This window comes from Microcoleus sp. F10-B2 (assembly GCF_036704965.1).
Lineage (GTDB): Bacteria > Cyanobacteriota > Cyanobacteriia > Cyanobacteriales > Microcoleaceae > Microcoleus.
On sequence record NZ_JAUBTB010000006.1, the window covers coordinates 113,043 to 128,694 of the forward strand.

11 protein-coding genes, 1 tRNA gene and 1 pseudogene are annotated in these 15,652 nt (G+C 47.4%); 8 read left to right on the top strand and 5 right to left on the bottom strand.

Annotated features, from left to right (window positions below):
* Positions 1-251: 251 nt before the first annotated feature.
* The 6 genes and pseudogenes from QUA99_RS04140 to QUA99_RS04165 form a co-directional block, all read left to right on the top strand.
* Positions 252-325: transfer RNA gene (locus QUA99_RS04140), tRNA-Pro, on the top strand.
* Positions 326-478: 153 nt separating this feature from the next.
* Complete coding sequence (locus QUA99_RS04145) at positions 479-1,327, top strand: Tic22 family protein (RefSeq protein WP_333234878.1); 849 nt, start codon at positions 479-481, stop codon at positions 1,325-1,327.
* A gap of 132 nt (positions 1,328-1,459) precedes the next feature.
* The gene (gene prmC, locus QUA99_RS04150; protein ID WP_333234879.1) at positions 1,460-2,347 is read left to right on the top strand and encodes a peptide chain release factor N(5)-glutamine methyltransferase; all 888 of its coding nucleotides are present in this window, start codon (positions 1,460-1,462) and stop codon (positions 2,345-2,347) included.
* Between the two features lie 167 nt (positions 2,348-2,514).
* The gene (locus QUA99_RS04155; RefSeq protein WP_333234880.1) at positions 2,515-3,108 is read left to right on the top strand and encodes an L-threonylcarbamoyladenylate synthase; all 594 of its coding nucleotides are present in this window, start codon (positions 2,515-2,517) and stop codon (positions 3,106-3,108) included.
* A gap of 25 nt (positions 3,109-3,133) precedes the next feature.
* Positions 3,134-4,069, top strand: a complete 936-nt coding sequence (locus QUA99_RS04160) for a HAMP domain-containing sensor histidine kinase (RefSeq protein ID WP_333234881.1) — start codon at positions 3,134-3,136, stop codon at positions 4,067-4,069.
* 171 nt (positions 4,070-4,240) lie between these two features.
* A pseudogene (locus tag QUA99_RS04165) lies at positions 4,241-4,462 on the top strand (DUF4277 domain-containing protein); the annotation flags it as partial.
* 134 nt (positions 4,463-4,596) lie between these two features.
* Here the strand turns inward: QUA99_RS04165 and QUA99_RS04170 are convergent.
* From QUA99_RS04170 to QUA99_RS04190, 5 genes are all read right to left on the bottom strand, one after another.
* Positions 4,597-6,222 (bottom strand): FAD-dependent oxidoreductase, encoded by a 1,626-nt coding sequence (locus QUA99_RS04170; RefSeq protein WP_333234882.1) that lies wholly within the window; start codon positions 6,220-6,222, stop codon positions 4,597-4,599.
* Between the two features lie 182 nt (positions 6,223-6,404).
* Positions 6,405-7,622 (bottom strand): ribbon-helix-helix protein, CopG family, encoded by a 1,218-nt coding sequence (locus QUA99_RS04175; protein ID WP_333460302.1) that lies wholly within the window; start codon positions 7,620-7,622, stop codon positions 6,405-6,407.
* Positions 7,623-7,682: 60 nt separating this feature from the next.
* A complete protein-coding gene (locus tag QUA99_RS04180; RefSeq protein WP_333234884.1) occupies positions 7,683-8,441 on the bottom strand; it encodes a phycoerythrobilin:ferredoxin oxidoreductase in 759 nt (252 codons plus the stop codon).
* A gap of 206 nt (positions 8,442-8,647) precedes the next feature.
* Positions 8,648-9,382 (bottom strand): 15,16-dihydrobiliverdin:ferredoxin oxidoreductase, encoded by a 735-nt coding sequence (locus QUA99_RS04185; protein ID WP_333234885.1) that lies wholly within the window; start codon positions 9,380-9,382, stop codon positions 8,648-8,650.
* Positions 9,383-9,723: 341 nt separating this feature from the next.
* On the bottom strand, positions 9,724-10,380 hold the full coding sequence (locus QUA99_RS04190; RefSeq protein ID WP_333234886.1) for a HEAT repeat domain-containing protein: 657 nt from the start codon (positions 10,378-10,380) through the stop codon (positions 9,724-9,726).
* Between the two features lie 96 nt (positions 10,381-10,476).
* On the opposite strand from QUA99_RS04190, the gene QUA99_RS04195 reads away from it, so the two are divergent.
* On the top strand, positions 10,477-10,722 hold the full coding sequence (locus QUA99_RS04195) for an acetyltransferase (protein ID WP_333234887.1): 246 nt from the start codon (positions 10,477-10,479) through the stop codon (positions 10,720-10,722).
* Positions 10,723-11,626: 904 nt separating this feature from the next.
* Positions 11,627-15,370, top strand: coding sequence for a chemotaxis protein CheB (locus QUA99_RS04200; RefSeq protein WP_333234888.1), 3,744 nt, complete (start codon positions 11,627-11,629; stop codon positions 15,368-15,370).
* Positions 15,371-15,652 lie beyond the last annotated feature (282 nt).

Consider the following 15,652-nt stretch of genomic DNA (forward strand, 5'->3'; position numbering starts at 1 on the left):
GGCCGTGATCAAAGTGCAATTATTCTGTCCTGGACGCAGGCTAACCAAAAAACCCGATCGATCGTTGTCACGTTCGAGCGTATACGACAAAATTAGGTGCAGACACCGGGTTTTTGCGTCCAAGACTGTTATTGTCAAACCGCACAACCTGAAGACAACTTCGGCGTAGCTGCATTGATAGCTAAAATAAAAAAAAGCTTGACAAGCGAGGGGTTTTGTGAGTTAATGGTGAAAAGATAGCTAACTATCACCGGGATGTAGCGCAGCTTGGTAGCGCGCCTGCTTTGGGAGCAGGATGTCGCAGGTTCAAATCCTGTCATCCCGATCGCACAATGTTAAATAATAGACTGAAGCACAACCAGCCTTTGATGTTGAGATTTGGTCAAAATCAAAACTAATTGAGGGATTTTTTGCCGGTCGTGTGAAGACGGCAATCTTTGCGTTAATGTGTTTCAGGATCGCTCCTGGTGAAAAAAACATGAAATCATTAGTTCGTTTGGGCGCAATATTGGGAATTGTCGGCAGCACTCTGCTAGGCCCCTCCCCAATTGCCAAGATGTCTGCACTGGCACTGCCGGAGCCGCAAATTTTGGAAAAATTGCGATCGGTGCCGGTATTTACGATTACAGATGCTCAGGGTGCGCCCCTCATCGCTTCTGTTCCCAAGCAGGGTCAGGGTCAAACTGGTAATGCTTCCGTGGCGGGAATTTTCATCAGCCAGAAAGATGCTCAAGCTTTTGTAGATCAACTCAAAACCAAAAATCCTCAGTTGGCGGCGTCGGTGCGCGTGATGCCGGTGTCGCTGGGGGAAATTTATCAGATCACTCAAGCAAATAAAGGCAAGCCGGATGAGGTGCAGTTTGCTTTTGTTCCGGCTCCGCAGCAGGTGCAGTCGGCTAAAACTGTACTTCAGCAGACTGGTCAACAAGTTAACGAGTTCAACGGTGTACCTCTGTTTTTGGCAAGAGGCGGCGCGGAAAATGGTTATTTGACGATTCAGCGCGGTCAGCAAGAGGTGATTCCCTTGTTTTTTAACAAGGAGGAATTGCAGGGAATGGTCGAGCGTTTTAAGCAGCAGCAGCCGAACGTGACTGCCACAATTAAGATTGAGGTAGTCAACTTGGAGAGCGTTTTGGAAGCTTTGCGCACTGAGAACGACCCGTTTTTGACCCAAATGATTTTGATTCCCTCGCGGGAGTCGCTGGAATTTGTGCGATCGCTCCAACCTGCCGGTGCTGGTCAAAATCCACAGCTTGCTCCGAATCAAACTCGACCGGCTCCTGCCTCTCCGGCTCCTGCTCCGAGCCAACCTCGACCGGCTCGCTAATAGTTAGTCACCAGTCATCAGTCATCAGTTATCAGTCATTAAATAGTAGGTTGGGTTTCTCGACTCAACCTACTATTTAGCAATTAGCAATTACCAATTACTCATTAACAATTACCATTACTAAAAAGTCTTATGTTTGTTTCTGGTTTAGAGCTTTGGCAGTGGATGAATCAAGCTAAAACCGAGGCGATCGATTATGACATTCCCCTCGCAGAAATCGACTGGCTGCTGCAAGAGCTGGCTGGTTTGGATAGGTTGGCTCTGCGTTTGGAGTCGTTTAAAGATTTGCCAAAAATTGAATTAAAGTTGTCTTTATCTGAACTTGCTCAATTGTGGCAGCGGCGCTTGCACCAACGGGTGCCGGTGCAGTATTTAACGGGAGTCGCACATTGGCGGCATTTTTCGCTTACAGTAACGCCGGCGGTGCTAATTCCGCGCCCTGAAACCGAATTGCTGATCGATTTGGCTGTAGAAGCTGTTAAAAGCTATGGTGTCAATCCAAAATCGCATTGGGTGGATTTGGGGACGGGCAGCGGGGCGATCGCGATCGGCTTAGCTTGTGCCTTGCCAAATGCTACGGTTTATGCGGTAGATTGCAGTTCGGAAGCTTTGGCAGTTGCTCGACTGAATGCTGAGAATTTGGGCTTTGAATCGCGAGTTAAATTTTATCAAGGTTCGTGGTGGGAACCGTTAGCATTTCTCAAAGGTCAAGTCAGCGGCATGGTGTCTAACCCCCCTTACATCCCCAGCAGCACGGTGCTGACTCTGCAACCGGAAGTTTTGAAGCACGAACCTCATCTGGCCTTAGACGGCGGTTTTGACGGGTTAGAGTGCATCCGGCATTTGGTCGAAACGGCTCCCGATTATTTAGTATCGGGGGGAGTTTGGTTGGTTGAGATGATGGCGGGACAAGCTGAGGCGGTGGCTGATATGCTCGAAAGTCACGGGAGTTATGGCAAAGTTCAGATATTTTCGGATTTAGCAGGAGTCGATCGCTTTGCTTTAGCCTATCGTCTTTAGGTTTCAAAAATAGACTTATTGCATACATCTTGAATTCATAGGTCAACCGCAGATGCAAGGCAGATAAATACAGATAAACGCAGATAATTTCCTGATTGGAAAGCGATTTAATGCAATTGCTCGTCTAATAATATGCCACAATTCTCAAATCTCAAATCAAAAATCCGATGACCCAAGTTTTGATAAATGCCCTAGTTCAAGGGGCAATTTCAGGAGATTATATTGTCAGTTTTCCTACAGATACTGTACCCGCTTTGGCTGTCAGACCCGATCGAGCTGACTTGATTTTTGCAGCTAAACGCCGCAGCCAAGACAAACCGCTGATTTTGATGGCAGCCTCGGCGGAGGCTTTGTGGCCGTACGTCCTGGGGTCTCCAGCAGAGTTAAACTTGTGGCAGCAAGTAGCCGCATCCTATTGGCCGGGGGCGTTAACTTTGGTGCTGCCGGCTTCGGCAAAAGTCCCGGCGGCGATGAATTCGATCGATCGCACTACAATCGGGGTACGAGTTCCTAACTTTCCCCTGGCCCTCAAAATTCTACAGCAGACAGGCCCTTTGGCTACTACCAGTGCCAATTTATCCGGTCAGCCGCCTCTGGAGTCGGTGGCAGAAATTGAGGCTGAGTTTCCGGAAGTCTTGACATTAGTTCCTTCTGAATTAGCAACAGCGACAACAGCTTCGAGTTTGCCTTCGACTGTGGCTAAATGGACTGGCAGCGATTGGGAAATATTGCGACAAGGCGCGATCGAGTTAGAATGCTAAAAGCTAAACTCCAAGGCAAAGCAATATGGCGCCGATCGGCTGGAGCGACTTGATATATTTAGGTATGGGACTGGGACTGGGTTGGGGAAGCAGTTTGATTTGGCACCCGCGGCAAAAAAGCTCGCAACAGCCAGAACCTGCGCCCTACCAGCCACCAAATCCTCAAGAAAATTACTTAAAGGAATTTGATGCCCTTTCCGAGCAACTTAAACAAACTCAATTGGCTTATCAGATGGCATCGGAGATGAGTCAATTTAAGGCGGGTTTTTTGGCTCGAACTTCTCATGAGTTGCGATCGCCCCTGAGCAGTATGATTGGTACGCTGCAATTAATTCTGTCGGATCTGTGCGACGATCCTGCTGAGGAACGAGAGTTTGTCGAGCAAGCTCACCTCGCCGCACTCAAGCTGGTGAAATTGATAGATGAAATTATCTTTGTTGCTAAAACTGAACACGGCACTGAAACGATGGATATTGAGCCGATTCAGTTAGCTAAGATTTTTGATGAAGTAGATGATTTAACTTACTTGCAAGCTGCAAATCGCAGCATTCGTTTGGAGATATTACCCCCCGATCCCGGAATTTATGTATTGGCTGATTTGCCGAGGTTTAGACAAGTTTTAGTCAATTTGGTAGATACTGCTGTTGCTCAGATGGAGGAGGGGAGTATTTCTGTTTCGGCCCATTCTTCGCCGGAATCTGGATACGTTCACATTTGGGTTGACGATCAGCGTTCAGTGAGTGCTTGGAGTGAGTCTTGGGATTTGCTTAAGCACGATTTGGAGTGTGATGCTACTAAGAGCAGCGATAATTCTAAGGTGTCTTCTGGAATGAGGTTATTGATGAATCAGACTCTTTTAAGTTTGATGAACGGCAAATTGGAGGTTCTGGCTGTGCCTTCTGAGTCCGAAGAGTCCAATTTTAACCGGACTCAGTGTTCTATTCCTTTGGCAACTGTGTGATCGAAGTTCAGCAAAGGATTGTGTAACGGATGTCACCCGCATTCTGCAGGTACGATCGCAAAATCCAGTATTTTTATCAAGATGAGAAATATTGAAGCGTTTAATATTAGACATCTCCAATAATTATTGTGGAACAGGCATCCTGCCTGTTCAAGACTGGCTTTTTGCGAGATGTCTATTAGAGTACAGGATATTGACCACTGCGGTCTAATTGCCAGCACCTGCGATGAAATGGGATTAGTCGAACATATCGACAAACTACTGGGTTCTCACCCTCAGGAAATCATCACCCAGGGACAAGCAGTCAAAGCCCTGATTTTAAAAAGTCAAGGCTTTGTCAGCGCCCCGTTATATCTATTTGAAAAGTTCTTTTTCGGGAAGGCTACAGAACATCGCACGCTCCTACAAGGGCTGACAAAATGATAGTGTATGACATTTAGATGGAATGTGCTGTATCTCGGCGGGGGCGCGTTGACGTTAAGCTCTGACAAGACCCTAAAAAATATTTTATTCGCTGATTTAGCCAATTATCCAAACTCTGCCTCCATTTGCCGCACTACTGTTAAAGCAGAATAGGAAACACCGGCAGTTCCTTCTCCGGGATGGGTGGAGTCGCCTACTAACCACAAATTTTTAATTGGTGTGCGGTTGGCAAATCCGAAGGGGCCGAAGGTTGGTACTCGCTGGCCGATGCCGCCCACAGCGCCTCTATCTCGGGCTGTATAGCGTGCAAAGGTGAGCGGTGTAGCTGATTCTTGATGTACGATCGACTCTGGCGTCAAATTGAAATATTCGCTCAAACGGGCGATCGCCCCTGCGCTGTATTTTTGCTTCAATCCTTGATAATCAACCGAATTCCACCACATTCGAGTATCAGTAAATGACGAAGCGATAATTGTCGCCATTCCCTTCGGTGCTCGACCATCTCCCGGATGGCTGACAGAAACAAATAATGAATTATTCTCCCCAATCTCGCCGTCGTAATCGTAAAGAAACTGAAGGTGAGGCGGACAATTTGCCGGAATTGCGCTTTCATGCACTCCCAAATATATAACAAATGCGCCGGATGCAGGCGGCAATTTATCGACTCGATATTTGTAGCCTGCCATTTGATTTGGGAGTTGGTTTTTTGTCTCTGAAGTATCTGATTTAACGGATAAATTATCTGTTAAATTCTCTGTTAAGTTTCCGACACTCGGCTCGCTTGACAACAATTTTACTAAATTTTGCGCGGTCACGTTGGCAACAATGCGATCGGCGGTTTCTGTCCAAACTTCGCCGGTTTTTTGATTGCGAATTACTGTACCAGTCGCTTTGCCGTTTGTTGTGATAATTGTTTCAACTGTGTGACGGAGTAAGACTTTGCCGCCGTACAGTTCGATCGCCCCTACGAGTCGATCGCTCAATACCTGCATACTTCCTTCTAGATGATACAATCCCTGCGGCTCTTGCGAAACTCCTAAAGCCGTCGCCGCGTAAAGTAGCGCCGTTTCTTCAGCATCGACTTGAGAATATAATTTTAACTGCAAATCCAGAAAAGTTTTCAAGCGCAAATTGTCGCCCAACCCGCAAAGGCGCAAAGCATCTCCCACTGTCATAAAAGTGAAAGGCAAAGTAATTAAAGTATCGGGGCGAACAGCTTGAATTAATTGCCAGAAATCCCAGAAGTTTCTGGGCGGTAAAACTGGATCGCGGCCTTGAAAGTTCCAGCTAGCTTTGAACAAAGCAGACAATAATTGCCAAAAACGTTCGCTTCCGGGAAACTGTCGCTGCCTTTCTTGTTGCCACTTTTGCGGATCTCGCCACACGCTAATCGGGGCGGTTTCTCCCGGCAAAAACACCGCACAAGCGGGGTCGCAGGGTGTCGCGGCGGGAAGTTCTATGTCTAATTCGGAAAAAATTCGGTGGTGAATGCCTCCGGGTTCCAATCCTGCAACCTGCGTGGCACCGACATCGAAGGTAAAGCCTTTGCGTTTGAAGGTGGAAGCGCATCCTCCGGGGACGATCGCCTGGTCTAAGACTAGCACTTTGTATCCTCTGCGCGCTAGCAGGGCGGCTGCTGTGAGCCCGCCGATTCCGCCTCCAATTACCGTGACGCGGCCCTTAGTGTCTGCGGGACTGGATTTGCTTTGAGGGGTGCGATCGCCTGTCATAATTTATTTATTGTAATATTTCTTAATATTGTTATCATATTTTGCAATAAAAAGCTCTTGTGGCGACAGTTTTAAATCTATCGCTACAAGAGCTCTCGTCCGAGTTGACAGGACATTTCAGGGGTAAGGTGCAGCCGGATCGCCCGAAGCAACCCGAGTTTTTGCCGCAGCCGATTGGAGAATCAGGGACGGCGCCACTTGTTGAGATAAGCTTCTCCAATTCCAGCCACAGCCTGCATTTGACCTAGCTGTTCTCGTAAAGCTTTGATGGTTCTTAGCTGTTCTTGAGACTGTTGCTGCAAAGTCTCGTAACTTCGCTGTTTCGCCACACTCTGGCTCAATTGATTTTCCAGAGATTGCAACTTGGTCAGTTGAACTTGGAACTCGCCGATCGCACTTGACTTTTCTGCTAACTGGTGCTGCAAAGATGCGATTGAACTTTCTCTTTCTGCTAACTGGTTCTGCAAAGATTCGTAACTTGAGTTTGATACGGTTTGCTGCAACTCGGTTGGCAATTGATGTTCGAGATTTTGCTTTTCGGTAGCTAACTGCTGCTGCAATGATTCCAGAGCACTCGACTTTTCTGCTAGCTGCTGCTGAAACTCCTGTTCCCGGCGTTCTGTTTCGGCTAATTGCTGCTGCAAAGAGGCGATCGAACTTTCCCGTTCGCTCAACTGCTGCTGTAAAGCTTCGTAACTCGACTTGGCTACAGTTTCCTGCTGGCTTTCGATATTTTGCTTTTCGCTAGCTAATTGCTGTTCCAAAGAGGCGATCGCGCTTTCCCGTTCGCTCAACTGCTGCTGTAAAGCTTCGTAACTCGACTTGGCTACAGTTTCCTGCAACTGACTTTCGATATTTTGCTTTTCAGCAGCTAATTGCTGTTCCAAAGACGCGATCGCACTTTCCCGTTCGCTCAACTGCTGCTGTAAAGCTTCGTAACTCGACTTGGCTACAGTTTCGGCTAATTGGCTTTCGATATTTTGCTTTTCGCTAGCTAATTGCTGTTCCAAAGAGGCGATCGCACTTTCCCGTTCGCTCAACTGCTGCTGTAAAGCTTCGTAACTTGCTTGCAGCGAATTGCCCTGTATGCTTACCTTTTCCGATAGAGTTTCTGCCGTTATAGCGTCAATAACTTCGCTTTCTTCGGCTGTTTCCCCTTCAAATGGGGATGCCTCTATCTCCGTTGCTTCACCTTTTTTCCAAGTGACACTAACTTCCGTCTTGTCCTTAGAAATATCCAGAGCGCCTTGTGCCAAGCGTTCTAGGAGTTCCGACCTTGATATTCCGAGCTTTCGAGCGATCGTGTTCAATCGATCGGCACTAGAAGGAGTCAGCGAAAGTCCGACTTTGACTTTGCTTTCTGAATTGGAACTAACTACATTGCGATTTTTTTTGACCATTGGCATTTTCCTCATGCCAACCTACACTTATTAGTATAGTGGCTGAAGCTTCTGTTAAAATTAATTCTTGTTACTTAACAATTGTGGCAGCTTCCGTTCCAAATCGAACAAAAAGCCGTGAATGTATTCTTCCGTCCATTCCTCGCCGTAGAACCGCTTAAACATTCCCCGGGCTGGGTCTTTTTCGGCACGATACCGCAGATAGCGCATTTGAGCTTGTAAGATATTATCTAATTTTGCGCTATCTGTCACCGGTTCGGCGCGATCGACCAAATCTAAATAAGCAGCCAGATAGTCTTTGAAAGCTGCAAAAACGCGAGTTTCCACAACTTCCGTTTCCTTAGGGCGAGTCCACAGAAACGCCGGCGAGAAAAACTGCTTTGCTTCCTCGGGAAAGTCCCCACCCCAAGGAAGGTGCGGTTGATGAGCTTGAAAAATTGGTTCGATCGGCCTAGTATACTTAGCCTGGTAGTCAGCGTCACCGCCAAACAGAGGCTGCATATCCAAAGCAATTAAATGGCCGCCGGGCAGCGTTACCAAATCCGCGCCAAAAAACGGCAAATCAAAGTTAAGATGCGGGAAAATCACAAAATTCAGAACTTGCAAGCTGCTGCCGCCTTGGACGTGAGCCGCCCGAATTTGCCGCAGTTTTGGGGATGAAAAAGCGTAACTTGTCGTTACGATTTCATCTTGGTTTTTCCCTTTGCCGACTGTAGCTTGCTTAAGTTCAAACCCTTCTGGAATCGGGTAATCCTGTAAGTCTAACCGATTTTTCATCAGAGCGATCGCCGCATCTAAAAAAGGCTGATAAAGAGTCATGTCTATTTTAGATTTTAGATGATACTTCTTCAATCCCTAAGTTTTTAGTCAGGACTTTAGTCCTTCTTCCTACGTGCGCAGTCAGGACTTTAGTATTTTCTTTCTAGGTTTTCAGTCAGGACTTTAGTCTTGACTCACCTTAATTTTTATGACTGAAGTCCTGACTGCGAACTTGCTTTTTTGAAAAAGCCCTGTACACTTAGCATTCATCGCGAGTTCGCGGTAACAGCTAAAGGCACAGCATCTTCAAACAAAAATTCGTAAAGAAATTTCTCAGCCCATTCGTGACCGAAATAACTGCTGAACAAGCCCGAAGCCGGGTCTCTATCTGCACTGTACTGGTCGTAATCTTTTTGAGCTTTTACGATGCGCTGGATATCTTCTGGATCTGTCAGCGGTTGTGCTGACGACAGCATTTTCCAGTACAAATCCAAATAGTCTTTAAAAGCTGGATATACCCGATTTTCTACAGTTTCCGCATCAGTTTTGGCGAACAGCAAGTATTTAGAAAAATACTGATTGGCGTCATAAAATTTCATTTCTAAATTTTGGGCCAAATCGTCATACTTGTCGCGAAGCGATTGTAGAGGTTGAACGTATTTTGCTATATAAGCCTCATCTCTAAATAGCGGCTGAAAGTCGAGAACTACCAAAATTTTCTTCTTGCCGAAAGACAAGAGGTCAATTCCCAACAGCGGCAAATCGTAATTGTGACTCGGATAAATCACGCAATTAAAAACTTGAGCAGATTCACCAGCATCGATGTAAGTGTAGCGGATTTTTCGCAATTGCGGGCATTCGTAACACCAACTGCGGATAGTAGCTGGGGTTTTGCCGCGCTCGCTGACATTGACCTCCAACCCGGAGGGAATGGGGCGACTTTGCAAATCAAACCTTTGAAACAGCTCTTGCTCTAGGTATTCCCGAAAAGGCTGGTACATGGCGAATTAACTTAGATGGCAAAACTCTTGAGATCGTAAAGGATGCCGATCGCCCCAGTCTCGTTTATTAGAAACAAAGTAATAATCCGTAATAATTAGGAGATCGGGGATGGGGCTGGCGCGATCGCGCTAATCTAATGCAGGTGTAAGGGCGACAAGCTTCTGGAGTTCAAAACCAGCCTCTTCCCCAGGGGTGTTGCATTCTCAGAAAAACCAGGGTTTTGGCTCTTGTCGCGCTCAGAATCCCGACCCGCCCCCTCCGCGATTTATGGATTAACCGTTTCAGGGATAAGGGCTGCCCCTACAAGAGAATGAAACAGCCCTGGCCCCTTCCCCTCGTTTTAAAGCGAAGCTTCCAAAGTCGCACCTGCAACTCGATGATCTCGATCTTTTGCCAAATAGCTTACAGCAGCGCGAGCTTGAGGGTTGTCAAATTTCAAGAGCGCGCGCGCCACCCGCAGCCGAATTCCCCAGTAATCAGCGCTCACCAGAGGTAATAATTGCTGCAAAGCCTCTTCTTGCTTCTCCGTATTGGCCAGGAGACCCAATCCGTCAATTGCCACTTCCTGAACGGGCAAATCTTCGCCGACTAGACCGATCGTACAAATTTCAAATACTGCCTCAGGACACTGCATTTCGTACAGCGGAGCCATGATACTGCGGCGCACGAGCCAATTGTCATCGCGACGAAAAGCTTCCACTAAATGAGCAATCGCCTCGGTTCCGAACGCTGACAAAGAGTTCGCGGCTTCTGCTCGCACGTTCGGATCGCGATCGAACTGCATCATTTTTAACAGCGCCGCAAAAGAGTCCGCAGTTTGACTCTGCCGCAATCCCATCGCCACGAACGATCGCACCATAAACTCCGGATCGTCCACTTTGCTCAGCAACATCGGTAGCGCCACCGCAGAATCGCACTTTCTCAGAGCCGTTACCCCCCGCAGCCTGTCTTGAGAATCCGAACTTTGCAGCGCTGTTTGGATTTCGCTAATTTCCATGAGCCAAATTAAAATATATTTTTGTTACTTTTCTTTACAATTTTAGCAATTATGGCCGGATTTTGGGAAGATTAAAAAAAATTCACTTATTAGATTATGTCTGCAAATTTAGAGGCTCAAACTTCAACACCAGAGGAAGTTCAGGAAGTAATTGCTGAGTTGGAGAAATATCGGCAACGGCTGATCGACGATACCCTGGAAATGGCGAAAAAGGTAAAAATGCCCAAGCAAGCAGTAATGAAGCAGTTGGAAAATCATCCAGAGATAGTTTACATCGACGGGGCGCTAGCCAATTTGCGTGAAGCGAAGCTATCCCGCAGGGAATCGCAACAACCTTCCTAAAAACGAAATTAATTGCGATTTTGTAGGGTGTTTGGTTTTTTTAAATTTGTCTGCTTAATTGTACTGTTTTCTTACCCCGGAGCTCCTCCCTAGTCCCCCGACCTAAGGGCGGGGCTGTTTCACTATTAGGAAAACCGCTCTTAGACTTAAGTCTCTGTCTCAAAACTCAAGTCCTCGCTATCAGGACTATCAATTACCACATTACTTTGACTTTTTCAGTCGTCTTCAGACGACTTCAACTATCAGCCAGGGACTTAAGTCTAAGAGCGCGTTTCAGGAGAATGAATCAGCCCTGCCCTCACCTTAATAAAGGGGGGATAAGAGCATTCAAAGTGGGTCTTATTCAGGGAGAGGCAAGGGAGATCGAGACTCAGCTACAAGCGAGATTTATGAGGGGTTTTAGGCGATTGTTAACACTAATGTGCCAAGAGTGCCTACCCCTCCCCACCAACGAGGGAAACTGCGGGGGGATGGCCCCTACAGGCATTTCACGGCTCGGGAAAACGACGGGGGGATTGCCCCTACACAGAATGAAACAGCCCTGCTTCCTGGGGACAAAATTCCGGTTTGAAGTTCCTTGAAAACTTGGGGGATTTAGAGGAAATCCACTCGATCGCAAATATTAATAGAATTGCTAAGATCGCATAATCTAGAAAATTGACTTTCTCTATCAAATTTAAAAAGTACAGTTACTAGACTTTTTGAGAGATTTCAATTCTGATTCTTATCCCCCCTGCTGAAAGGGCGAACTCCACAATAAAAATTTTAAAATTGCTCGAGCGCACGCGCAGCATTCGCCTAGATATCTCGGCAAGTAGATGACTTATCTTTCATTTGATGGTAATATAAATGGCAATAATAAATATACGATAATACGCAGCCAGCAAGATCTCTGGTATAAAAAATGACTCCTAAAAAGGATGCAAAAAAATCTCGACCTAAAGCTGATATTGATGTTGAAGAAAAGCAACAGAACAATCAAAACGAGTTATTTCCAGTCGTCGGAATAGGAGCCTCGGCCGGTGGATTGGAAGCCTTTATAGAGTTACTGAGCCATTTGCCGATCGATACCGGCATGGCGTTTGTAATAATTCAGCATATGTTGCCGACTCAGGAAAGTGTGTTGAAGGAGATTCTGGCTCGATCGACCCAGATGCCGGTGCATGAGGTGGCATCTGGGATGCAAATAGCACCGAATCAGGTCTACGTCATCCCCCCGAATGTCAGCATGACCATAGAGGGAGGGGTGCTGAAGCTAAGGCCTCGCAGCAGAGGACGCGGGATGTTTATGTCCGTCGATACTTTTCTGGTTTCCCTGGCTTCAGAACGGCGGAACAAAGCCATCGGCGTCATTTTGTCCGGGGGCGACGGTGATGGTGCCCAAGGGTTAAAAGCGATTAAGGCTGCAGGCGGTATTACTTTTGCCCAATGTCAAGGATCGGCACAAGTCAGCAGTATGCCGAACACTGCGGTGGCTACGGGTCAGGTAGACTTTATCTTGACACCGGAAAAAATTGCCGAGAAAATAGCAGAGATCGGCCGTCATCCCTACATTGCCGATCGACCTGCGGCAAAATCGACCGCCAGCGAAGATGCGATCGAAAATCAAGATGCGATCGCCACCATCTACAGTTTGCTGCGCGCCGCTACAGGAGTTGACTTTACTCACTACAAGCAAACCACCTTGAAGCGGCGGATGCACCGGCGGATGTTGCTGTACAAGCTGGAACGGATCGAGGATTATGCCGAATATCTCAAAAACACCCCGACAGAAGTAACGGCGCTGTACCACGATGTCTTAATTCATGTCACCAGCTTTTTCCGCGACCCCGAAAGCTTTAATGCCTTAAGCAGCAAGGTTTTTCCTGAAATCGTCAAAGATAAATCACCGCAAACACCGATCCGAATTTGGGTTGCCGGCTGTTCGACGGGCGAAGAAGCTTACTCGATCGCCATCTGCTTGCTAGAGTTTTTAGCAGATCGAGGTACTAATCTGCCGATTCAGATTTATGCGACAGACATCAGCGAAAGTGCGATCGCCCAGGCCCGCCGTGCCTTTTATACGCCGGCCCAAGTCGCCGATATTTCACCCCAACGCCTGCATCGGTTCTTTGTCCAAGTCGAAGGCGGATACCAAATCGCTCAGCCGGTGCGCGAACTCTGCGTCTTTGCTAAACAAAACCTGATCGGCGATCCGCCGTTTTCCCGAATGGATTTGATCACCTGTCGGAACGTGCTGATCTATCTGGGCCCCCCGCTGCAGAAAAAGCTGCTGCCAATTTTCCACTACGGGCTTCGGCCCGCGGGCTTTTTGCTGTTAGGCACTTCGGAAACGGTTGGTGACTTTTCAGAATTGTTTGCGCTATTAGACAAAAAGAACAAAATTTATACTAAAAAACTGCTGTCGCATTGGCTAAGCATGGATTTAACTGCTAGCAACTATGCTATGACAGCCATCAACTTTCCACCGCTGCTGACGGAAAGCTTCAACGAAATAGAAATGGAGAAACAGGCCGATCGCATTGTTTTGAATCACTATGCGCCTGTCGGTGTCGTGATTAACACAGCCAAGGAGATTCTGCAATTTCGAGGACAGACGAATGCCTACCTAGAACCGTCTCCCGGTAGGGCTAGCTTTAATTTGCTGAGAATGGCAAAAGAAGGATTGCGCGTCGAACTCCGCACTGCAATTGAACAGGCCTCGCAGCAGCAGTTGCCGGTCGCGCGCGAAGGCGTGCAAATTAGAGAAAGCGATCGCATCCGCCAGGTCAAAATTAATGTGATTCCATTCCCAACAGGCGCTGCGGCAAAAAACTATTTTTTAGTTTTGTTTCAAGACGAGCCGCCGATCCCTGCAATGCCTGCTGCTGCAAACGATGTTACATTCAACTCCGATCCTTTACAGGGTGAAAGTTTGGAAATTGCGAGGCTGCAACAAGAACTCAAAACGACAAAAGACCACCTGCAATCGATCGTCCAAGAACATCAAGCCGCCAACCAAGATTTGAGAGCCGCCAACGAGGAGATTTTGTCGAACAACGAAGAGTTGCAAAGTACAAATGAGGAACTCGAAACCGCAAAAGAAGAGATTCAGGCAACCAATGAAGAACTGAACACGATTAATGACGAATTGCAGCGGCGCAATCTTGAATCGACTCAGGTGAGCAACGATTTACAGAATCTGCTCAGCACCATCAATATTCCGATTCTGATGCTGGGAGGCGACCTGCGAATCCGCCGATTTACTCCCGCAATCGAAAGCATCTTCAACTTGATTTCTAGCGATGTCGGGCGCTGTTTGAGCGACATCACTCACAAGTTGATAGTGCCGGAGTTAGAGTCAATGATTTTAGACGTGATCCGCACACTCAACGTGAAAGTTCAGGAGGTTCAAGATCGAGAGGGTCGTTGGTACGATCTGCATATTCGACCGTATCGGACGATCGACCACAAGATTGATGGGGCTGTGGTGATGTTGGTCGATATCAACGATCTCAAAGTCAGCGCCCAGCAGTTGACGGAAGCGAAAAATTACGCCGAAACGATCGTAGAAACCGTGGGGGAACCTTTGCTAGTGCTGGATCTAAACCTGCGGGCGATCACCGCCAACCGTTCTTTCTACGAGACGTTTCAGATGGTGCCGAGCCACACCGAGCAACACTCGATTTTCGATATCTGTAACAGACAGTGGAATATTCCCAAGTTGCGATCGCTCCTCGAAGAAATCCTGACTGGCCATGCCGAGTTTCACAATTTGGAGGTCGAGCATGACTTTGAGCAGATCGGGCATAAAATAATGCGGCTCAATGCCCGCAAAATGCCTCCCATCGGCGATACACAGATGATTCTGTTGGCGATCGAGGATATCACCGAGCAAAAACAGTTGGAGACAGAACGCAGCCTCCGGATGCAAGAACAAGCGGCTCGTGCGGCTGCCGAGTCAGCCAACCGCGTCAAAGATGAGTTTTTGTCCGTCCTCTCTCACGAACTGCGGACGCCGCTCAATGCGATGATTGGCTGGGCACAGTTGCTGCGCCTGAAAAAATTTGACCAGGCTAAAACCGAGGAAGCGCTAAAAACGATCGAGCGCGCCGCCAAAGCACAAAACCAGCTCATCGATGACATACTAGACGTTTCGCGGATTAGCACAGGCCAGTTTCGGCTCAACCCTTCTGAAATTGAGCTGAATCCTCTGCTTGAAAATGCGATCGCGGTGGTTCGTTTGGCAGCAGAAGCCAAAAATCTTCAAGTTGAATCCCGGCTAAGTCCTTTAAAAACAAACGTGTTGGGCGATCCAACCCGCTTGCAACAGGTGCTGTGGAATCTACTTTCAAACGCGATTAAATTCACCCCAGCCGGAGGCAGAATTGAAATCGCATTAGACTACATCAATGGCATGGCTCAAATCCAAATTAGCGATACTGGTAATGGCATTCACCCTGATTTTCTCCCCTATGTGTTCGATCGCTTCCGTCAGGCAGATAGTAGCCACTCTCGCAGAGAGGGTGGATTAGGGCTAGGACTCTCGATAGTCCGTCATTTAGTCGAGCTCCACGGCGGTACGGTTAGTGCAGAAAGTTCAGGTGAGGGACAAGGGGCAACGTTTACCGTCAGGTTGCCGGTACGAACAGATATTCCCGAAAGTTAGACGCCCAGATTGGGCAAAGACATAACTCAATTGGAATAATGATTAATGATGCTATCAGTATCTTTTTCTATGGCAGAAATGGAAACTTCCTCTTTAGAATTATATAGAGGACACGGCAGTGCCGTGTCCCTACCGCGATTAATTGTAGGGACACGGCACTGCCGTGTCCTCTGTGGCTAATATTAATTCCGATGCTACCGGATTTGTATCGGCTCAATAAGTAGGGGTAGCAGTTATTCTAGTTGCCAAGACAAGCCCAAGGGATAAAGAGAAGATTTTTCG